At 59.4% G+C, this 20,946-nt stretch carries 17 protein-coding genes; 10 read left to right on the forward strand and 7 right to left on the reverse strand.

Annotated features, from left to right (window positions below):
• Nucleotides 1–23 precede the first annotated feature (23 nt).
• A complete protein-coding gene (locus tag PY650_RS10180; RefSeq protein WP_285879058.1) occupies nt 24–2,267 on the forward strand; it encodes a glycoside hydrolase family 2 protein in 2,244 nt (747 codons plus the stop codon).
• A gap of 17 nt (nt 2,268–2,284) precedes the next feature.
• Here the strand turns inward: PY650_RS10180 and PY650_RS10185 are convergent, their stop codons facing one another.
• From PY650_RS10185 to PY650_RS10195, 3 genes are all read right to left on the reverse strand, one after another.
• Nucleotides 2,285–3,073, reverse strand: a complete 789-nt coding sequence (locus tag PY650_RS10185; protein ID WP_349644488.1) for a phosphate/phosphite/phosphonate ABC transporter substrate-binding protein — start codon at nt 3,071–3,073, stop codon at nt 2,285–2,287.
• Between the two features lie 366 nt (nt 3,074–3,439).
• The gene (locus tag PY650_RS10190; RefSeq protein WP_285879060.1) at nt 3,440–3,748 is read right to left on the reverse strand and encodes a type II toxin-antitoxin system RelB/DinJ family antitoxin; all 309 of its coding nucleotides are present in this window, start codon (nt 3,746–3,748) and stop codon (nt 3,440–3,442) included.
• Between the two features lie 69 nt (nt 3,749–3,817).
• Nucleotides 3,818–5,050 carry a glycosyltransferase gene (locus tag PY650_RS10195; protein ID WP_285879061.1) on the reverse strand — a complete coding sequence of 411 codons (1,233 nt, stop codon included), beginning with the start codon at nt 5,048–5,050 and terminating at the stop codon, nt 3,818–3,820.
• A 316-nt stretch (nt 5,051–5,366) separates the two neighbouring features.
• Here PY650_RS10195 and PY650_RS10200 point away from each other — a divergent pair, with 316 nt between their 5' ends.
• The 7 genes from PY650_RS10200 to PY650_RS10230 all read left to right on the forward strand — a co-directional run bounded on the left by PY650_RS10200 (nt 5,367) and on the right by PY650_RS10230 (nt 14,983).
• Complete coding sequence (locus PY650_RS10200) at nt 5,367–6,704, forward strand: polysaccharide biosynthesis/export family protein (RefSeq protein WP_285879062.1); 1,338 nt, start codon at nt 5,367–5,369, stop codon at nt 6,702–6,704.
• Nucleotides 6,705–6,736: 32 nt separating this feature from the next.
• Nucleotides 6,737–10,003, forward strand: a complete 3,267-nt coding sequence (locus tag PY650_RS10205; protein WP_285879063.1) for a nucleotide-binding protein — start codon at nt 6,737–6,739, stop codon at nt 10,001–10,003.
• A gap of 4 nt (nt 10,004–10,007) precedes the next feature.
• On the forward strand, nt 10,008–11,306 hold the full coding sequence (locus tag PY650_RS10210) for a glycosyltransferase family 4 protein (RefSeq protein ID WP_285879064.1): 1,299 nt from the start codon (nt 10,008–10,010) through the stop codon (nt 11,304–11,306).
• A gap of 149 nt (nt 11,307–11,455) precedes the next feature.
• Nucleotides 11,456–12,148, forward strand: a complete 693-nt coding sequence (locus PY650_RS10215) for a sugar transferase (RefSeq protein ID WP_285879065.1) — start codon at nt 11,456–11,458, stop codon at nt 12,146–12,148.
• A complete protein-coding gene (locus tag PY650_RS10220; protein ID WP_285879066.1) occupies nt 12,145–12,582 on the forward strand; it encodes a hypothetical protein in 438 nt (145 codons plus the stop codon). Before PY650_RS10215 ends, PY650_RS10220 begins: the two co-directional genes overlap by 4 nt.
• A complete protein-coding gene (locus PY650_RS10225; protein ID WP_285879067.1) occupies nt 12,582–14,102 on the forward strand; it encodes an oligosaccharide flippase family protein in 1,521 nt (506 codons plus the stop codon). Before PY650_RS10220 ends, PY650_RS10225 begins: the two co-directional genes overlap by 1 nt.
• Before the next feature lie 59 nt (nt 14,103–14,161).
• Nucleotides 14,162–14,983 (forward strand): methyltransferase, TIGR04325 family, encoded by an 822-nt coding sequence (locus PY650_RS10230; protein WP_285879068.1) that lies wholly within the window; start codon nt 14,162–14,164, stop codon nt 14,981–14,983.
• Nucleotides 14,984–15,085: 102 nt separating this feature from the next.
• On the opposite strand, the gene PY650_RS10235 is transcribed toward PY650_RS10230, so the two are convergent.
• The gene (locus tag PY650_RS10235) at nt 15,086–16,801 is read right to left on the reverse strand and encodes a GMC oxidoreductase (protein ID WP_285879069.1); all 1,716 of its coding nucleotides are present in this window, start codon (nt 16,799–16,801) and stop codon (nt 15,086–15,088) included.
• A 217-nt stretch (nt 16,802–17,018) separates the two neighbouring features.
• On the opposite strand from PY650_RS10235, the gene PY650_RS10240 reads away from it, so the two are divergent.
• Together PY650_RS10240 and PY650_RS10245 are read left to right on the forward strand one after the other, a co-directional pair.
• Nucleotides 17,019–18,203, forward strand: a complete 1,185-nt coding sequence (locus tag PY650_RS10240; RefSeq protein ID WP_285879070.1) for a DegT/DnrJ/EryC1/StrS family aminotransferase — start codon at nt 17,019–17,021, stop codon at nt 18,201–18,203.
• Nucleotides 18,190–18,984, forward strand: a complete 795-nt coding sequence (locus PY650_RS10245) for a 4'-phosphopantetheinyl transferase family protein (RefSeq protein WP_285879071.1) — start codon at nt 18,190–18,192, stop codon at nt 18,982–18,984. The genes PY650_RS10240 and PY650_RS10245 overlap by 14 nt, the downstream gene beginning before the upstream one ends.
• Here the strand turns inward: PY650_RS10245 and PY650_RS10250 are convergent.
• From PY650_RS10250 to PY650_RS10260, 3 genes are read right to left on the reverse strand one after another with little or no spacing between them, the layout of a single operon-like run.
• Nucleotides 18,891–19,259 (reverse strand): sulfatase-like hydrolase/transferase, encoded by a 369-nt coding sequence (locus PY650_RS10250; RefSeq protein ID WP_349644490.1) that lies wholly within the window; start codon nt 19,257–19,259, stop codon nt 18,891–18,893. The genes PY650_RS10245 and PY650_RS10250 overlap by 94 nt on opposite strands.
• Nucleotides 19,196–19,333, reverse strand: a complete 138-nt coding sequence (locus PY650_RS10255) for a hypothetical protein (RefSeq protein WP_285879073.1) — start codon at nt 19,331–19,333, stop codon at nt 19,196–19,198. Before PY650_RS10255 ends, PY650_RS10250 begins: the two co-directional genes overlap by 64 nt.
• A gap of 7 nt (nt 19,334–19,340) precedes the next feature.
• Nucleotides 19,341–20,942: a glucosamine inositolphosphorylceramide transferase family protein gene (locus PY650_RS10260; protein ID WP_285879074.1), complete on the reverse strand. Its 1,602-nt coding sequence runs from the start codon at nt 20,940–20,942 to the stop codon at nt 19,341–19,343.
• Nucleotides 20,943–20,946 lie beyond the last annotated feature (4 nt).

Genomic DNA, 20,946 nt, shown 5'->3' on the forward strand with positions numbered 1-20,946 from the left:
GACGGCTCTTGATAGGATTGAATATGCGTTCTGTTGTCGCCTTCAATGGCTCCTGGACTTTTCACGAGGGGTTTTCAGCCGCCGATGCCGGCAATCGGCATGAAGGGCAGCCTGTCACCCTGCCGCATACTGCCGTTGAGCTCCCGTTCAACTACTTCGATGAAAAATCTTATCAGCGCGCTTTCACCTATCAGAAGGTCCTGCCCTGGAGCGCGGATTTTGCCGGACGTGAAGTCTCGTTGGTTTTCGACGCAGCCATGGCCGATGCGGTCGTCTATCTCAACGGCGAAGAGATCATCGCGCACAAGGACGGCTACACGCCCTTCGAAGCGCGGCTGACCGGACGCCTGAAGGAGGGCGACAACCTGATTACCGTCAAGATCGACGGCAGCGAGAATCCGGAGATCCCGCCCTTCGGCGGTCGCATCGATTATCTGACCTATGCCGGCATCTATCGCGACGTCTGGCTGAAGGTGGCAGCACCCGTCTTTATCGCCAATATCAAGGTCGAAACCGGCAATGTCCTTGCCGCGGCAAAATCCGCCACCGTTCGCTGCGATATCGCCAATCCGCAAGGCCTCGCTTTCAAGGGCTCGGCAACTGCCAGCCTCCGCGCGCCTGATGGTACAATACTGGCCTCGGCGGTCGCCGAGACCTCGGGCAGCAGCGTCACCTTCGCTTTCGACAATCTGACGGGCGTCTCGCTTTGGGAGCTCGACAATCCCGTGCTTTATACCGTCGAGGCCGAACTGAAGAGCGAACGCGGCACGGACCGATATGTCGCGACATTCGGCTTCCGCACCGCCGAGTTCACGGCCGAAGGTTTTCTTTTGAATGGCCGCAAGCTCAAGCTGCGCGGGCTCAACCGCCACCAGGCCTTCCCCTATGTCGGCTATGCCATGGGCCGTTCCGCGCAAGAGCGCGACGCCGAGATCATGAAGCACACATTGAGGTGCAATGTCGTGCGCACATCCCATTATCCGCAGTCGACTTGGTTCCTTGATCATTGCGACCGCATCGGCCTGCTGGTCTTCGAGGAAATTCCCGGCTGGCAGCATATCGGCGGCGAGGCATGGAAGCAGGAATCGATCCATAACGTTCGCCGCATGATCGAACGCGACTGGAATCACCCGTCGATCATCATCTGGGGCGTACGCATCAACGAATCGCAGGATTCCCACGATTTCTACGTCGCGACCAACAAGCTTGCGCGCGAACTCGATCCGACCCGCCAGACCGGCGGCGTGCGCTACATCACCGAGAGCGAATTGCTCGAAGACGTCTATACGATGAACGACTTCATCCTCGGCAACGAGGAACTGCCGGGCGCCAATCGGCCGCGCACGCCTCTGCGTCCGCAGCAGGAAAATACAGGTCTTTCAAAGAACGTGCCCTATCTGATCACCGAGTTCGGCGGCCATATGTATCCGACGAAGATCTACGACCAGGAGCAGCGGCAGGCCGAGCACGTGCGCCGGCACCTGGAGGTGCTGAACGCGGCCTATGGCGATCCGTCGATCTCGGGCGCCATCGGCTGGTGCATGTTCGACTACAACACGCACAGCGATTTCGGCTCTGGCGACCGCATTTGCTACCACGGCGTCATGGACATGTTCCGCGAGCCGAAATTCGCAGCTTACGTCTACGCCAGCCAATGCGAACCCTCCGAAGAGATCGTCATGAAGCCCGTGACGATCTGGGCGCGCGGCGAGCGCAATATCGGCGGCGCGCTGCCGCTCATCTTATTGACCAATTGTGATGAGGTCGAGCTGCGTTACGGCACGCTGACCAAGCGCCTCGGACCGGACCGAGAAAATTTCCCGCATCTGCCGCATCCGCCCGTCATCTTCGACCATCGCCATTTCACCCAGGACGAATTGGGCGTTTGGGGCATGGAATGGGAGGACGCGCATTTCACCGGGCTTATCGGCGGCAAGGCCGTCACGACGCTGCACATGGTCGCCGATCCCGTTCCGACGACTCTGGAGGTAAAGGCCGATAACCGGAAACTTCGCGCCGGCGATCGGGACACCACCCGTGTCATTATTCGTGCCCTCGACCAGGCCGGCTCCCGCCTGCCCTTCCTGAACGATATCGCGACGGTCAATGTCACTGGCCCCGCCAAGGTCATCGGGCCGGAGACGATGGCCTTCCAAGGCGGCACCACTGGATTCTGGCTGCAGGCAGCCGGCGAAGCGGGCCCCATCACCGTCGAAGTCTCGTCCTCGCGCTTTGCGACGCAGACGGTGAGGTTGGTGGCGGAGTAACCGGCAGAAGAGCGGGCTCAGGCGATCACGGGATAACCCAACGCAATTGCCTGCCGCTCAAACTCAGCCAGCGGTTCGTAGTCGGCATCGCCGAGAACCTCGAAACGGCGTAACGACAAGGTATCACGCACCTCCACAAGCGTCGGTTCGTTTACGATATCGGCGAGAATTTGGCGCAGCAGCGTCAATTCCTCCGCCGATGTTTCCAAGCCGGTGATGAACGGCAAGCCCGGCCCACTGACCGTTTCAGCTAGAATGCGGACGCCCGCGACTCGGTCGGGATCGAAGCGTTTGACATTGCCGAATGTGATGCAATCGAGCGCGGCGACATCGGCTTTTCCGGCGGCTACCAGATCGATGCTGCGCAAATGCCCGCCGGTTTCGATGACGCGGCTGAAGAAGCGGCCGTTTTCCGCAAACGGCGCGATGGCGGCGCGCAAAAGATTGGTCCCGGAATTGCTGGCGGGATCGTTAATGGCAGCGATCAGGCCTCGAAGATCAGCAAGCGTCTCTGCCGGCGCATCCTTGCGGACGATGATGAAGCTGCGCATCGACGGGCCATCACAGCCAGGCAGGTCGTAAACCGGAGATGCCACGAGTTGCACCTTGCCGCGCAGGCGTTTGACATAGGGAAAGCCACAAGTCTGCGCCAGCAGGAGCCCGGGCCGCATCCAGGCTTCGTCATGGGTGATCACCTTATCCAATGTCTCGGGAACACCCGCCACGCCGGCGTTTCGCAGCCGGTCGCGCAAATAGCCCCAAAGAGCGTCCGTCGCGGCAACGAGCGGCGCTTGACCGGTATACATGGCAATGTTGCTGAGGCGCATAAGGCGGGAATCTCTGGAGATCGACTGGGGTTATCGATCCCATACACTGCTCCGGCTGCTGGCGCATCCCGGAAAGCGCATTGGCTTCGTCAAACTAAGCAAGCGCGGCGTGCTGAGCGCCGAAAGGATCATGACTTGCCAACATCCTAAGCATAGGCCCGTCCGCCGGAGACGGCCAGATAGGCGTCACGACATGAGAGTGCTGGATCTGTCGGACGTATGAGAGCGTAAAAAACCTAGGCGCAATAAGAGGCCGATCGCCATCTGTTGCAGCGAGATTGATCGCTACTTCGAGCGCTGGACGAATGGGCGCGATCTGCGAGCGCTTATGCGTCCAAACAAGTTTCAATGCTCGTCCGTCACAGCCCGGCGAAGTGCGACGGCTCGTCGTTGGGCAAAATGGCTCTCCTCGTCGGCATCATCGACGTCGGGTCGGACATCTTCGAGCGCCTGCAGGACTTTCGCGCGCAACCACGCCTTATGGGCCTCGCTGTTGCTGATGAATTCGAGCGGCAGGGCGCCCTCATTCGCCGTGCGAGTGAGCAGAATACGGACGGCATCCGATACCGTTAATCCCATAGTCTCGAGAACGGCCGTTGCACGCTCTTTGATTTCGGCGTCGATTTGGATCTGAACCAATGCATCCGATCCCATTTCAGCCTCCTTTGGCTGCGCAACAGTATAATACATTCAAATGACATCTTCCTGCGGCCGAACATGAATTCAAAAGGTCGGTGCGTGCACTGTCACCGGATCGGTGGTGGCGACGCGTTGCGGCGTTTCAGCCGCTGGTGCCGGGAATTGTCCCTCGAACAGGCGCTGGATCGCCACAGCGCTGCGGTTATTGCTGCGCGGCGAGACCGGTCTGCGTGCCAGTAGTTCCTCATCAATGATCGCCTGCATGCCCTGCGTGAAATTACGGAGGCTGAATTGAGCCGCATGCGCGCGCAGAATGTCCGGGCGGAAGGCAGCTTCATTGTCTTCGAAGTCATGCACTGCTTCGATCAGCGCTTCCATCGACTGTTCTTCGAATAACATGCCGCTGACGCCGGGAACGACGGTTTCCAGCGCTCCGCCGCTGCCAAAGGCGATGACGGGCCGGCCGCTTGCCATAGCCTCGACCGGAACGATGCCGAAATCTTCTTCCCCTGGGAAAATCAGTGCACGGCAGCGAGCCAGCTTCTCTTTCAAAACCGAGAACGGCGCACGGCCAAGGAAGGTGATGGTCGGTCCGGCCAATCGCTTGAGGTTCTCCATTTCCTTGCCCTCGCCGATGATGATGAGGTTGCGGTTCATTTTTGTAAAAGCCCGCACCGCAAGGTCGATCCGCTTGTATGCAATGAGCTGGCCGGCGCAGAGGTAGAAGTCTTCGGTTGCCGCGGCCGGGGTGAAATCGTCGACCGAGACCGGCGGATAGAGGACCGTCGCGGGGCGACGATAATATTTGCCGATGCGGGCGCTGACGTGGTGGGAATTGGCGATGAAGCGATCGACCCGCAGGCTGGTGTTGACGTCCCAGGACCGCAACAGCGGCGCCAGCACCGGCAACATCAGCCGCGAGGCGAGCCCGGCATTGGAGCGATAGAAATGATAGTGATCCCAGAGATAGCGCATCGGCGAGTGGCAGTAGCAGATATGCGTCGCCTGTGGCGACGGGATAATGCCCTTCGCCGGGCCTGATTCGCTGGAGATGATCAGGTCGTAGCCGCTGAGGTCGAAGCTCTCCAACGCGAAGGGCATTAGCGGCAGCAGTGATTGGTAGCCCTTGATTGCGCCTGGGACGCGCTGCAGGAACGATGTCGTGACCTTGTGTTTCCTGATCTTTTCGGAAACGCGACTTTCGTCATAGACGAGCGTGAAGATGTCGGCGTCCGGATACATGTCGCAGAGCGCCTCGATCACCTTCTCGCCGCCCCGCATCGACACCAGCCAATAATGAACGATCGCAACCTTCATCCCACCGCCTCCGCCGTTGACCGAGACATCATTGTGCTGGCGGCAAGCAATGCGACAGAACCCACATCGGTCCGCCATCGCATCCAAATGGTTGAACGTCATGACCAAAAGGTCTAGCCGGCGAAAAAGGTTTAAACTCAATGATATATTCGCCGTTACTCCAACGCTGTGCGCCGCCTGTTCTTTCCTCAGAAGGGATTAGGCGTAACCCTACGTCAGGGGATTTACTCGAAATGCGTTCAGGGGATGATCTCAGTCCATAGCGCTGCAGCAGATGTGCAACGGCGCGACTGACACGAAAACGAGATCGCGCCTCATGTTGACAGTTTCTGCTCTTCACAGACGAGCCCGCCGGAAAGCGTCGGGCACCATCCTCAGCCTGTTTCTCACGCTAGCACTTTCTGGAACCGCCTTTATCGACCGGGCAAGCGCAGCGTCCGACCAAGTTTACCACATCAAGCCTCAGACGCGGATGAAGGTGGCGATCGTCGAATGGGTCGCTTCGACTGGCGAATATAAGGAGTGGACTGCGCTCAACGGCGAATATGTCGTCTCGCAATCCGGCACGATCTCCATCCCGATGATCGGTGAGATGTCCGTCGCCGATAAAACCACCGGTGATGTCTCTGCCCAAATTGGCGACCGGCTGAAGCAGATCACCGGTCTTGCCACCGCGCCCACGGCTTCGGTCGAAGTCGTGAAATATCCGATGCTCTACGTCTCCGGTGCAGTCGAGAAGCCGAGCGAATTCGAATTCCGGCCGGGCCTGACGGTGAAACAGGCTGTTGCGATGGCTGGCGGCCGCGAGCGCCGTTCCAGTCCGACCGGTGAATACAACGACGCGCAACAGATCAGCTATGCGGGCGAGATCAACCGGATGGAGCTGCAATTGAAGCAGCTCGGCGCGCGGCGTGCCCGGTTGATGGCCGAATTGAATGACCAGACGACCATCGATTTTCCGCCGGAAATGAAGGCAGCGCCCGAAGGCTCTCCAGTCCGGCAGATCATGACCAGCGAAATCGACGTGTTCAATGCCAGGGCCGAAGCGATGCGCCAACAGCTTCAAGCTGCCGCCGAGCTCGAAACCTTGCTGCGCAACGAGATCGACATTCTCGATGAGAAAATGGCATCCCAGGACGAGCAGGTGAAGATCGCCCAGGACGAATTGCAGGACATTTCCAAGCTGGTCGATACGAAGATCCTCACCACCTCGCGCAAGACCTCCTTGGAGCGCGTCGTCGCCGACATGCAGAGCAGCAAGCTCGATCTCGTCGTCGCATCGATGCAGGCCAAGCAAAAGCTGAGTGAAACCGAACGCGACGCGCTGAACCTCCAAGGGCAACGCAAGACCGAGGTCGGACAGCAACTGCAGGCGGCCGAAACCGAAATCGAAGACACCAAGCTAAAGCGCACCACGACACTGCAACTGCTGCAGATCGCCGGCGCTTCGGTGTCTCGCTCCGAGAGCATGAAGGCGATTGATCTTCAGCCGCTTGAATATTGGATCACCCGCGGTGGCAACAATGGCACTGCGACTGAGGTGCCGGAAACGGCAGAGCTGCAGCCGGGCGATGTGCTGGACGTTCGCTACAACGTTTCCAACAGCCTGGATAGCGCGATGCTGTCCTCGGCCGATCCCACACAATCCCAATAGATTTCATCGAAGCAAGGTCGGGCGGAAATAACATGGCAGTTCACGAGATTGGTAAAAGCGTACCCGGTGCTCAGTCCGAGGCCAAGCGATCAAATGGAAGCGAATATATTTCCTTTCGCGATATTTGGCGTTTCCTTGATCGTCACATGCTGATCTTCATCGTCGCTACGGCGCTCGGGCTCGGCATCGGCGGGTTCTATGTACAGACCACCCAGCCGATCTACACGGCGACGACGCGGCTTGTGATGGATCCGGAACAGGGTCGCATCGCATCCCAGGACGCTTTCACCGGCACGGTCATCATCGAAGCTGCCGAGATTGCCAGCCAAGTCGAAATCGTCAAATCGGAGGCGATCGCCCGCGCAGTGATCGAGAAGCTCAATCTCAGCGTGGACCCTGAGATCGTCGGCGGTATGTCGTGGCAATCGAAACTGCGCGACCAGTTGCATGGTCTCATCTCTTATTTCAGGCATTCCACCGACGAGCCCGTCCAAGTTGCGCCGACCGAAGATGATCTGATGCGCCGCACGATGGCTTCGTTCCTGTCCAGGGTCACGGTCAATCGTGTCGGCCAATCCTACATTTTGGAAATCGGCTACAGTTCCATCGATCCGCGCAAGGCAGCACTGGCCGCCAACGCCATTGCCGCCGCCTACATTCGCACAGGGCTCACCGAGCGTGCCTCGGCTGCACAAAGTGGTGCGAAATGGCTGGAGACGCGGCTGATCGAAGTCGGCCGACAGGCGCGAGAGGCCGCAATGAGCGTCGAAGAGTTTCGCGCCAAGAACGGCATCATGGAGATCAGCAGCTCTTCCTCGCTCGATCAACAGCAATTGTCGGAGATCAGTAGCCAGGCGTTGGCGGCCCGGGCACAGACGGCGGCCGAATCCGCCAAGCTCGCCACGCTCAACCGGCTGATGGCCGGCGAGAAGGTCGAGGGCGATGTCGATGAAATGATTAACAACCCGCGGGTGCAGAAGCTGCAGGAAGATCTCGGCGCTGCGACGACCAAGCTCAACAATCTGGCCAGCCGGTACGACGCCGGCAACCCGGCAATTACCGCCGCCCAGGACGAGATCGATCGGCTCAAGGGCGAGATGCAAAAGGAATACGCCCGCATTCAGGCGGTCTATCGCTCTAATCTGGAAGTGGCGCAAACCCGGGAGCAACTGCTCAACGACGAACTGGCTGCGCTGACGGAGACCGGCACGGACAAGAACCTGGCGCGTGTCGAACTTTCCGAAATGGAAAGCCGCGCGACCACCTATCGCCGCATGTATGAGAGCATCCTGCAGCAGTTGATCGGCGCGCTGCAAAAAGAATCCTTCCCGCTCGGCAATGCCCGCATCGTCACTGCCGCCGCCGTGCCCTTGGCGAAGACCTGGCCGAAATCCTCGATCGTCATCCCCTTCTCTGCCATGCTTGGCCTAGCCGCAGGGCTCGGGGTGGCGCTCATGCGCGACGGGATGGATCGGCGCGTCAGCTCCAGCGAAAAGCTGCGGCGTGAGCTCGGCATCACCTCGCTCGGCCATGTGCCCGTCTATGCCAGCCCGGCCTTGGTGCCCGGTCATGTCGTGGCGGCAAGCACCTCCTGGCGACGAACGATGTCGCCGCTCAGATCCGTGCTCGACACGCCCTACTCGCAATTTTCCGAAGCCTTGCGCAGGGTAAAACATTCGGTCGACTCCGCTTTCCCGGCGAATGCGCCGATGGTGATCGGCATCACTTCGGTCGGCACCGGCGAAGGCAAGACGACGATCGCGACCAATCTCGCTCAGCTCTATCAGAACGAGGGGGCGTCGGTGGTGCTGGTCGATGCCGACTTCCTCAATGCACGCTTGAGCGGCGTGGCGATGGAATCGGGAGCGGATTTCGGTATGGAAGTGCTGCGCATGAACGAAGTGCCGCGACGCTATTCCGTTGCGCATGAAAACGGCCTGTCCATCGCGACCATCGAACATGATCCGGAAGCCGACAGGCAGGCGGCGCAGGCCTATGGCGGCGGCGTTCCGGTCGTCACCGTCGACGAGACGGAAAAATCCGTCGCCGCGTTCCAGCGCTATGGTCATCTGCCGGCACTGAAAGCGGAGATCGATCTGCTGCGCCGGCGCTATAAAGTGGTCATCGTCGACATGTCGGCTTTCGAGGATTCGGCCGATACGCGCGTCATCTGCTCCTACCTCGAAGGCATCGTTGTCGTTGTCGGACATACCAAGAAGATGACGGTGGAACGGCTGTCCGACGCGCTCGCAAGCTTCGGTACCACACCGATCAATATCCTTGGCATCATCGCCAACCGCAGTAGCGAAAAGCGCCGGCATGTCGAACGTCGGCGCTGGTGGCGCAAGCCGCAGGCTCGCGAGGCCCATCTTGCCGCCAGGCGGCTCGAAGGCCGGCCGTCGGCTCGCCCGGTCAAGCTTGTTGTCGGCATCGCGAGCACCGGTCGTCGGGACATCCTGTCTTCGATCCTTCCGCATATCGCGCGCCAGACACGCAAGCCCGACGAAGTGGTCGTCTGCCTCGCCTCGCCGGAGGACATCGATCCGAGCTGCCTGCGTGATCTCGACTTCCCCGTGCGGGTGTTGATTTCCGAACGGGGACTTTGCCGTCAGCGTAACCGGATCCTCGACAATACGCCGGATGCCGACATCGTCCTCTTCCTCGATGACGACTTCCTCATGACGCCGAACTATCTGGAAGAGACCGAACGGCTGTTCCAGATTCATCCCGATATCGTCATGTGCACCGGCACGGTGCTTGCAGATGGCATCACCGGCCCCGGTATTTCCGTCCGCGACGGATTGCGGCTGGTCGAATCGAAGAGCCGGCGGCGCTCAGACCCGGTGGCCCGGTTCCAGCCGGTCTACAATGCCTATGGCTGCAACATGGCCATCCGCACGACGATCATCAAAGCCGGCAATCTGCGCTTCGACGAGAACCTGCCTTTCTATGGCTGGCTCGAGGATGTCGACTTCAGCCGGCTCGTCGCCCGATATGGCCAGGTGGTGAGCGCCAAGCAACTGGAAGGCGTACATCTCGGCACGAAGGTCGGCCGGTCGCCCGGCGTCAGGCTCGGTTATTCGCAGATCGCCAATCCAGTCTATCTCATGCGCAAGCGTACTATGAGTGCCCGCCACGCATCGATCCAGATCGGCCGCAACCTGATTGCCAACTTCGTCAAGACCTGGCGGCCCGAGCCTTGGGTCGATCGCAAGGGGCGCCTGAAGGGCAATGTGATGGCCTTGCTCGATCTGCTGAAGGGTAAGCTTGCTCCGCAAAATGTCGAAGCGATGGAGTAATTCTGTGACCCCTTCCCATCCCGATCGGGTCGTCATCATCAACGACCGCTCCGTCAAGGTCGGCGGAGCGTCGAACCTGGCGATCCTTTCTGCCGATCTGCTGCAACGCGCCGGAATTCCGGTTGCTTATTTCGCCGGAGATGCCGCCAGCGGCGATCCGCCGGCGCCTGATACCATCAATCTCAATGGTCAGCCCTTGACACAGCAGGGGCGCATGAGTGCGCTAGCCGGCGGGCTTTACAGCAGGAGCGCCTATAGCGCCCTGCAGGATCTCATCGCCCGCCGGGACACGCCCGCTACAATCTACCATGTGCATGGTTGGTCGAAAATTCTGTCGCCGTCGATCTTTCGGGCACTGTGGCCCGTGCGCGAGCGCGTCGTCCTACATGCCCATGACTATTTCCTGTCCTGTCCGAACGGCGGCTTTGCGAACTATCGCAAGAACGATGTCTGCCATCTCACGCCGATGTCGATGCAATGCCTGACGACGCAGTGCGATAAGCGCGGCTACCACGAGAAGGTCTGGCGGTCAGCGCGGCACCTGCTGCGCGAGCACTTTTACCCGACCCGCCAGACACCGGCCAATATCGTCATCGTGCACCAGCGCATGCGCGACTACTTCGACCGCAGCGGCATGGGAACAGACAATATCGAGATCATCCGCAATCCTGTCGAACCCTTTCTGAAGCAGCCTATGGCGCCATGGAACAAACATAATTTCTTCTTCGTCGGGCGGCTGGAGCCCGAAAAAGGGTTTGAAGATGCCGCAATGGCGGCGCGGCTTGCTGGCGTCGATCTCCATATCATCGGCGACGGCGCCGGCCGTGCGCTGCTGGAGCACAACTACCCGGAAGTGGTCATCCACGGTTGGAAATCCAAGGAGGAGATGCGAGGCATTATCGGCGGTGCCCGCGCGCTCGTGGTTTCGTCGCGTGTGCCGGAACCCTTCGGGCTGGCGGCGCTCGAGGCCGTGACCAGCGGCATTCCAGTCATCCTCCCCGACGCAGCACTTCTCAGCCAGGAGATTACCGAGCTTGGCTGCGGAGTGACCTTCCAGAGCGGCAAGGTGGAATCGCTTGCTGCCGCGATGCGCCGGCTTGCGAGCGACAACATGCTGATCCGCCTGATGAGCGTCAATTGCATGCGCCGGTCCGGCGGTCTAGCCCACACACCGGCCTCCTGGCGCGATGCGCTGATCGCTCTCTATGGTCGCATTCTGGAGCGCCCAGCCAGCTCCAGGACGGCCTCGACCGCCATCGAAGATGATTATCCCGAAACCGCTGAACAGTCGCCGATCGGGTAGTTGAGTAGACGAATTACCCGCTGACCTAGCCGCGCTTTCTCGGCTTTACGTCAATGGGACTAGGGCAATACCCGCAGGGTCAATTGTCAAGTTTCAGGGCAACTGGCAGCTTTGCGGTCATGGTTCGGAATGTCGAGAGGTTCCCAAAAATGCTGTCGGCTTTTGATGGCTATGCTCATGATGAGCAATCCCTTCACGATTTGAAACAGACAGCCAGGCGCGGCCGCACCAAGCGTGCTGTCGATATATTGCTTTCGGTCGTGGGGCTGCTGTTTCTCGCTCCCGCGCTTCTTGTGATCGCCATCGCGCTGCTTTTGGTCGATGGCCGGCCCATCATCTACCGCCACACTCGTATCGGTCGTGAGGGCCGCACGTTCCAGTGCTTGAAATTCCGCACGATGCGCAGGGATGCCGATGCGCGCCTGGCCGAATTGCTGGAGCGCGAGCCCGAGCGAAAGAAGGAATGGCTGGCCACCCGGAAGCTGATGAGCGATCCGCGGGTACACTGGTTCGGCAAATATTTGCGCATGAGCAGTGCCGACGAACTACCGCAGCTCCTCAACGTGCTGCGCGGCGAGATGAGCCTGGTCGGGCCGCGCCCGGTCGTGGCTGCAGAACTCGAGCGCTACGGATCGCAACTGTATTGCTATGTCGCCCTGCAGCCCGGCATCACCGGCCTATGGCAGGTCAACCGCTGCGCCGACACCTCCTACGAGGAGCGCGTGCAGTTCGATGTCGACTACTACCACACATGCTCCTTCTGGACGGACATCGCCATTCTCTGGAAGACCGTCGGCGTCGTGCTGCTTGCCCGCAATGAAAAGGAACGTCTCACCAAATGAAGAAAATGGCGACCGCAGCCCAGACAGCGAGACAGAACAATATCAGCAGCCAACGAAGCGCCAATTTCCGTCTGACAAAGCGCCGCTGCCCAGTTGTGGCGCGATCGGGATCGACGTCCTTCATGACCTCTTTTGCTTGTTGTCTCATGACTGTTTACGAAAAGCCCTCGGTTGAGCGAGTACCCGTTAAAACCATTCTTGGCCCGGACGGCAACTTACGCAACGTTAGGCCGATCGACGCCAATTTGCCCGGTTTTTTGATTGTTCCCCATGGCGCAAGATTGTGTTGCGAATGGGAACAATACGTGAGTCACCTACAGCATAGCTGGTTTTTCTTAAGGAAAACCACTCAATATTACAGGACAGCGATGAGTCAACAGTGGAAAGACACAGGGATTGTCGCGTCCTTTCATTCGGCTCAGGCGGTGCGTTGATGGACGGTTCGCCCCTTCCCCCTTCCTCTCCCGGCCGCTCCCGCTTGCCGCCTTGGCTTCACCTGCGTTTGCCGTCTGTTATCGGCGACGGCGCGTCGACCCTATGTTCGAAGATCGTCTCCCAGGTCGTGCAACTCCTTGTTTTCCTCGTTGCGGCGCGGGTACTGGAATCGGCGGAATTCGGCCTCTATGCCTATAGTTCCGCCATCATGATCCTGCTCGTCGTCGTCGCCGAAGGCGGATGGGGCGAATTCGTGATGAAGACCGAATGCAGCGAGCACGAACTCGACCAGATCGGAACGATTTCAATCATTTCAGGCGTGCTGGTCACGATGGTCGGGCTAGGCATCGCCGCGACTGTGTGGCTCGTATTCCATCAAACTTGGGAGGCCATGTTGCTCGGCCTCTTCAGTTGTTGGTTCCTCCCATCATCGCTTTCGGTTGTCTATGACGGACTGCTTGTCGCCAGAGGGCTTTTGCGTAAACAAGCAGCAATCCGTATCGCAGCCGAGGTCACCGGGCTTTGCGTCACCATCCTCGGCCTGTGGATCGGCTGGAATGTGTTCTCGATTGTGGCAGGAAGGCTAGCAACACAGCTTGTCGGCCTCTTCGCCTCCGCCATCGTCGCGCGATGGGTACCGAGGCTGCGCCTGACCTGGCCTTTCGCGCGCGAAATCCTCGAATTCTCGCGTCACATTCTGGCGAACCGGCTCATCATTTTCCTGCGCTCCTATTCCGGCACGCTGGCAATCGGCAGTTTTCTCGGCCTTACCGAGGCAGGTTATTATCGCGTCGCCGAGCGGATCATTGCCGCCTTTTCCGAACTTATCGGCGAGCCAGCTCGCATGCTCGCCTGGACGTTGTTCCGACGGGCAGCCGTCAAGATCGATGCCAACGGCAGGGCGTCGCGTGATGTCGGCGCATCCGCGACCACCTTTATGATCGTCCTGATGGCCGCCTCGGCGCCGATCTATCTTGGCCTGTCGCTGATCTCGTCGGGCCTGATCTACGTGGTCCTTGGCGAAAAATGGGCGCCGGCCGCAATCCTGGTGACCATCCTGTCGGTCAAGCAGGTGCTGCTCACCCCCGGTTACGTCACCGAGCCGCTGCTGTCGCTCACCGGCAATATCAGGCATATGCCCATGGCCCTTTTGCTCAACGGTGCGGCTTCGGTTGGCCTGATCGTAATTTTTGCACCCTTCGGCGTCGAGATAACCGCTTGGGGTCAATGCCTGGCATCACTGATCTCCTTTGCGGTCTCGATGCATCTACAGCGCAATTATGGCGGGCTCGCATGGAGCCGGGTGATACGCAATTGCGCCTATGTCGCCGTCGCCATCGCAGCAATGGCGGCAACGGTCTATTTGCTCGGTTATCTCGCCCAAGCGTCAGCGTTGCGGCACCTATCGACCCTGGCGATACAGGTCGTGTTCGGCGGAACGATCTACGTGCTCACCCTTGCTATCCTTCAGAAAGTGATGGGCATCCCGATCCCGATCTTCGTAGCTGGTCGGGGATAGCCCCTGGAAGTTTCAACGAGAAAGGTCGCTCGCGCTCGAGGGCGACTGAGGAAACAATAATGGCGACCGCATCCTTGTCAAAGAACACGCGCTTGATCCTCGATGGCGCCGTTCGCAGCCTTGGCCGCTCTTTGTCGCCGCTGCGTGCCGCCGGCGGACGCCTGCGCTATCTATCACCCTTCCCACGACGGTTTACGGGCGCCTACAGCTCCTATGAGGCTGCCTTTGCCGCCGCCAAGACCATATCGATGGCCGGTTACGACCACGAAGAAATCGCCAATGCCGGCTTCTCCCAGATGTGCCAAGTCTTTCCATGGGACTATCCGGTGATGTTCTGGATGCGCAACCTGATGCAAGAAGTTGACGGCGTGATTGATGCCGGTGGCCATATGGGGACGAAATACAGGGCTTTCCGGCCGCTGCTGTCGTTCGACGACCCCTTCCGCTGGATCGTTTACGACCTTCCCTCGATTACCCGCGTCGGCCGGCGTTTGGCAGAGCAGGAGGGCCTGACCGGTCTTACCTTCATAGACCGGATCGAGGACGCCGGCGCCATACCACTTTTTCTCGGCTCCGGCCTGATGCAGTATCTGGACGTACCACTCTCCAGCCTGCTGCAGCGCCTGCCCGCCTTGCCCAGACATCTGATCCTCAACAAGGTCGCCTTCCACAAGAGCGGCACCGTTGTGACGCTGGAACGAATACACGGCGCCTATGTGCCCTATCAGATGCGCGATGAGGCCACTTTCCTGAGCGATGTGGCGCAGCTCGGTTATAAGCAAGTCGACCGCTGGGCGATCCCATCGCTGTCTCATCTAATCGACACTCATCCGGAATTGGGACGAAGCGAAAGCGCCGGCTTCTACTTCCGCCTCGGCTAAAGTTTTCATCAGATGACGCAAAGCAGTGTTCCTTCGGCAATCGCGGAAGACGCGGTTGCAGAGCGAGCCGATAAGGCTTGAACCTGAGGCGCAAGGCAAAGTTCAGGCGGTTTTCACCACGGCTTGCGATAACCGCCCTGAAGCGACACGCCCTCGATCGATCGCATGTCGCGCCTTGAGATGATCGGCAAGACGGATTGCCAACGTCAGTACCATGAGTGTCGGATTGGCATGGCCGCTGGTTGGAAAGACCGAGCTGCCGGCGACGAACAATCCGTCGATACCATGGACCATAGCGTTCGGATCGACAACGCTGGTGGCGCGATCGGTTCCCATGCGCGTCGTGCAGGATGGATGCGCCATATCCGTGAAAGACGCGCCGCTGTCATCATCCATCGCGATCCAGTGGGCGAGCTGCGGCCGCGGCAGGCCGATGCGGCCGAATTCCTTCGAAATCACTTGCGCCAACCGCTTTATGCTCTTGATTTCACAAGATCCTATCTTCCAGTCCACCCGTGGCACCGGCCTACCGAAGCGATCGCGCTGGTGCGAAAGCGTGACCCTGCTTTCTGGATCAAGCTCTTGCTCCGCCATGACGTCGAAGCGCAGCTCGGTCGACCGGTGCGGCAGGCCGCGTTTGCGGATCAACCTGTTATAGAGGCCGGATGCAATCATTCCGGGCGATCGTCCGATGGCCGAAAGATCACGCGCCAATGTCCGGTGTGAGCCGCGCGCCACCCGCTTCAGCGCAGCCCACGGGTCATCGGCAGCATGGATCTGTACGGGATAGGCCGCGCAATTGGTGAGACCTTCGCGCATCTGCATGTCCGGACCGAGCGACAGTCCCTGTAGATAGAAATGCGTCCGCCCTTTGTGCGACAAGCCATAGAAATTGAAATGCCTGGCGATCCGCGCGATATCGCGCCCGGTGACATGCGCCAGCGCCGTGCGCGGATGATCGGCAAGATAGCGGCCGACAACATCCCGGCTGTTGCCAATGCCGGACTTCATCAAGGCATTCGAGGCCAGCAGCAATCGCGCGTTCTCGATGCCGCCACCGCATAGCACGATCGTCCTGGCGTTGATGACAGCCTTGTTTCCTTCGAGGCTCATCACGTTCAAGGATGTGGCCCGGCGTCCATTATGGTCGAGAACCACCTCCATCACTGTCGCATGCGTCAGAAAATCGATGTTCGTCGCATTAATCTCTCGCGCGCGTCTATTGAAGCGCATCGGCTCGCCATGCTGATCCCGCTCATGGCTGAATTGCCAGAAGAATGGGCGCACAAGATCGCTATTCAAGCCGAGATCGGTCGGGCGGGAATGCAGCCTTTCATAGAGGTGTTCGTCGTAAAGATTGGGGCCGAGATTGAGGAGATCACCGGCCTTATCGAGCGCTGTCTGCAGATTGTCGCGCCCGATCGGCCAGCCCGAGAGCGACAACCAGGGCCGCCTGGCGAAATCGATCTCGTCGAAGGCGGCACATTTGCCGACCCATGTGTAGCTGCTGCCGCCGAGGAGCCGATTGCGCAGCTCGAAGGCCGGTATTTCGTTCAACCACTCCTGGCTGCCGCTGTAACCGCGCCCGACCGGCTCGATGCCCGCGCGCGCCACAGGCTCGCCAACATTTTCGACCGCGTTCAGTGTCTGCACTTCGGCCTCGTAGTCGAGCCCGCCGCTGTCGATGACGAGGACGCTGAATGGCGTATTCGCAAGCTCTCGGGCAATAGTGATGCCCGCAGGCCCGCCGCCGACAATGGCGATATCGGCATCTAGCAGCGCGTTATCCGGAGCTGATCTGAGGTCGCGAAAAACCATGATAACACTCTCCCATAATTCCTTGTTTTCCTATCAAAATCACGGCTTTCCGAATAATCGTCCAATCAGGCATAGACGCGTATGTCAGCTACCGATTTTGGATAGGTCGCTTGGCTCTGCATCAAGCTTTTCTGGCCGGAAAGCCATGCTGAAAACGGTGTGAACGGGCGCTAGTCTTGAAAGCGAGAGCCGCTGATTTTCATCGGGAGCGAAAGATATGGCTAAAGTCGGATTGCGGGAATGGATGGCGCTTGCGCCGGTGTTTGCCTCAGGAAAATTGGCACGCTTTGGCGACGACACCGGTGGTCCCTTGCTGCGGTTCGAGGCGGAATTCTGCGCCAAATTCGGCATACAGCATGCACTGACGATGAGCAGCGGCACCGGGGCGCTGATTTCGGCGCTGGTCGCAGCCGGCATCGGCCCCGGCGACGAAGTGCTGGTACCCGCCTACACCTGGATCGCCACGGCCGCCGCCCCGCTGGCGGCCGGTGCTGTACCGATTCTCGTCGACATCGACCAGACTTTGACGATGGACCCTGCCGATATCGTCAGGAGGATCACGCCGCAGACGAAAGCGATCATCCCTGTGCACATGTCGAACATGGTATGCGACATGGACAGCATCATGCGCATTGCCCGAGAACACAATTTGATCGTTATCGAGGATGCCTGCCAGGCCGTTGGTCTCAGCTACAAAAATAAGCGCACAGGCACGATCGGCGACCTCGGCGCCTACAGCTTCAATCAGTTCAAGAACATGAATATCGGCGAAGGCGGTGCGGTCGTCACCAACGATCCGCAGCTGTTTGCCCGAGCGCGCATGTATCACGACATTGGCTCGCTGTTTCGCGGCTATCTCGACAATGCCAACGAACCGCCAATGCTTGGCGTGAATTTCAAGGCAAGCCAGATTCAAGGAGCGATGTTGAGGGTCCAATTGAAGCGGCTCGATCCAATGATCGCCCGGATGCGCAAGCGCTACGACATGATGACCGAGATCCTGTCGAAGAGTGACAGGATGCGCATTGGTCCCCACAACGATGTCGCCAATGCTTGCGGCCTACATGTCATCTTCGAAACCCCCGATGACGCCAAGCACTTCGCCGATGAAAACAGGCGCGGCGTCTATCGGCTCTACGATTCCAGCCGTCATGTCTACACCAATTGGCAACCGGTGCTGCAGCAGCGCAGCGGCCATCCGGCCATGAATCCTTTTAACTGGACGGATCGGAAGATCGAATATTCGCCTGACATGTGTGCGCAAACCTTGGATATCCTGAAGCGTACCTGCCGCATCAGCCTCGGTGAGAACTACCCAGCAGCGCTGGTCGCCTATCTGGCGCGGCGCATGGTTCGCCAAGGTCCGACCGCCAGCGGCAAGCTTTCCTATGCAACCAGCTAGGGGCGAAATTATCGGTCCAGATGTTATCGACGTCTGGACCTGGAGCCTTAACGCGCCGTCGCTTTCGGTCGATGGCTACGCGGCGCTCCTATCTGATGAGGAGCTAGCGAGAGCCGCCCGTTTCGTGCGTGAGCGCGACGGGCGGAAATTTATCGTCGGACGAGGGCGGTTGCGGTCGATTCTGGGGCACTATCTCGGCCTGCCGCCAAAATCATTGGCTTTTGCCTATAACGACTACGGCAAGCCATCCATCGCCCATCCCTGTGGCACTTCCTTTAGATTCAATCTCAGTCACAGCGCCGATCTTGCGGCGCTGGCGATCTCGGATCGCTACGAGCTTGGCATCGATATCGAGGAAATTCGCTTCCTCAAGGAAGACATCGCCGGCCGCTTCTTTTCCCGCAAGGAATGCCTGACCCTACAATCACTGCCGTCTGGGGCCTATCTCGACGGGTTCTACCGCTGCTGGACGCGCAAGGAAGCGTTCGTCAAGGCGCATGGCGCTGGGCTATCGCTGCCACTCGACAGTTTCGACGTGAGCTTCGACTGGGCAAACGAGCCGAGATTGGAACGACTGGACGGCGACCCGGATGCGCCTTCGAACTGGCGGATTCTCGAACTCGAAACACCGGTCACGTTCGCCGGCGCCGTCGTCGCTCTGACAAAGGGGCATCCGGTTGGCTTGCGCTATCGCAGCGACGAGGACGAGCCGCGGCTGTTGCGTTCAAGAAATTCCTTCGGCGCCTGGAAGGGCGTGTGCGGCGACGTGAAGGCCAGATGAAGGAACAAAGCTTTCGACTGATCGTGCTCATTGATCACACGCAGGGCTTCAGTAGCGAAGAGGACGTCGTCGATACCTTTCTCCTCGATGGCGTCGTTGTTCCGGTACCAATCCGCATTGCCGTTTGCCGACCTATGCGTGAAGTGATCGATCTCACCAAGCAGAGCGCCATAATATGAATCAAATCCGCTTTGGCGCGGCCAGAATGCCGCTATGGCGTGACCAAGGTGCAGCCAGCCTCCTTCAGCAATTCCGGCAAGAGATAGTCGTCGAATGCCAGGCCGTAGGTGCCCGCCTGGGGAATGACTACGGTCTGCATGCCGTAGCGCAACGGGTAGCGGCCCGTCATGGAAGGCCTAAATGCTCAATCTCGCATCCAGGATATAGCGCCCACCCGCTGCATCGAAATGATGGCAGCCGAGAAGTCCGGTCTTGAAGTCGGGCGTGATCGTGCGGATGCAGCGCTCGCGATAATCATCGAGCGTGAGCTTTTCGATCTCCATGATGTTCAGACCGTAGCCATAGAGGCCGTGGGAATTTCGCTGCGACGGCCTGTAGATTTTGCCATCGCGCTCGAAGATGCGCCCAGCATTGCGGGCCACGGTGCTCCCGATCACGACGGGATTGCGCTTGTGCGGCACAACGCGCTTCAGTTCCGGGCCGTCGACCTCGAAGAGGTAGAGCTCGTTGCAGTGATCTTCGTAAGCGTGATGATCCGACAGATTGGTGAAGAGCCACCATTTGCCGCCGTGACGCGTCAGAATGCTGTCTGCAGCCGATTGGCCTTCGAGGGCGGTGGAATAGAGCTCCCATTTTAATGGGAATTCGGTGCAGCGCCAGATTTCGAGACGGTGCGACTGATGGGTCTCCGGCATCATGAAGATGTCGTCACCATCGCGGAACACGAACGGATAGGAAAGATGGTGCGGGCAATCGAGCGCAACGCCGAGCCGCTCCACCGTGTCGCCGTTGAAGCGGCCGACGGCAATGTGCGCCTTGCGGTCGCCATCGGCATAGGCTTCGTAAAAAAGATAGCACTCGCCATCATGCTGGAAGAGGAAGGGATCGGCCTTGATGTCGCCCTTGGTCGGCGGGATTTCGATCGCCTGGCTAGGATCGAAATCATCGATCCGCCCACGACCGGTATAGAGAGTCCAGATAGATGAACCGAAGTGCAGCTTTGATTTCAATAGCTTAAGCGCTTTTGCTGAGAGATAACCTGATAATGCGCCGGTATAGCGAACGAGGTCGCCGAATGATGGAGCAGATATAGCCGTCGGGCGCAAGCCTGGCGTCGCATCGAGCTGGCGCGTATCGGCCAAACGCCCGAGTTCGCGCATCAAAAGCGTCACGCCGCGCTCCCGCACGAAGGCGGCATTGCGCGCCGCGCTGAACTTGATGTTGAACGAGGAGGTTGTGATCTGGGCAAGCTGCGTTTCACCGCCGCGCTTGCAATAAAGCATCAGGTCCGTGGTCGGTGCCCTGGCAATGACATCGGCATAGCTGAACCAATCGGCATGCTCCGATTGCTGGTCGGAGAAATTGAAGGCCCATTCACCAAATGGCAGAGCCCTTGTCGCATCGTCGGGCAAGCCTTCGGGCGTGGTACGCATGACCAGATCGAGATCGAGGCGCTTGAGCAATGCGGAGGCGACGCTGCCAGCGGTGGTGTCGCGGCCGCTGATGGCGTCGAGATAGTCGATGCGCTGCCGGCCGACGTCGAAACGCTTCGGCTTATAGGCAGGCTGCCGGGCGAGGAATTTACCCTCCAGCCGTGCCTCCAACGCAAATAGCGACGAGGCCGTCCGATCGCCGAAAGGATGCGGGTGGACAAGCAAGGTAACGAGCTCGAAGCGCGGATCGGCAAGGATCCGGTCGAAGACCATCAGCTCCCAATTCTCGAAGCCGTCCCTGTGCCCGACAAGAACACCGATCCTCAAAGGCTTGGTCATATCCATAGTC

This window comes from Martinezella calliandrae, from assembly GCF_030272695.1.
GTDB classification, from domain to species: domain Bacteria; phylum Pseudomonadota; class Alphaproteobacteria; order Rhizobiales; family Rhizobiaceae; genus Rhizobium; species Rhizobium calliandrae.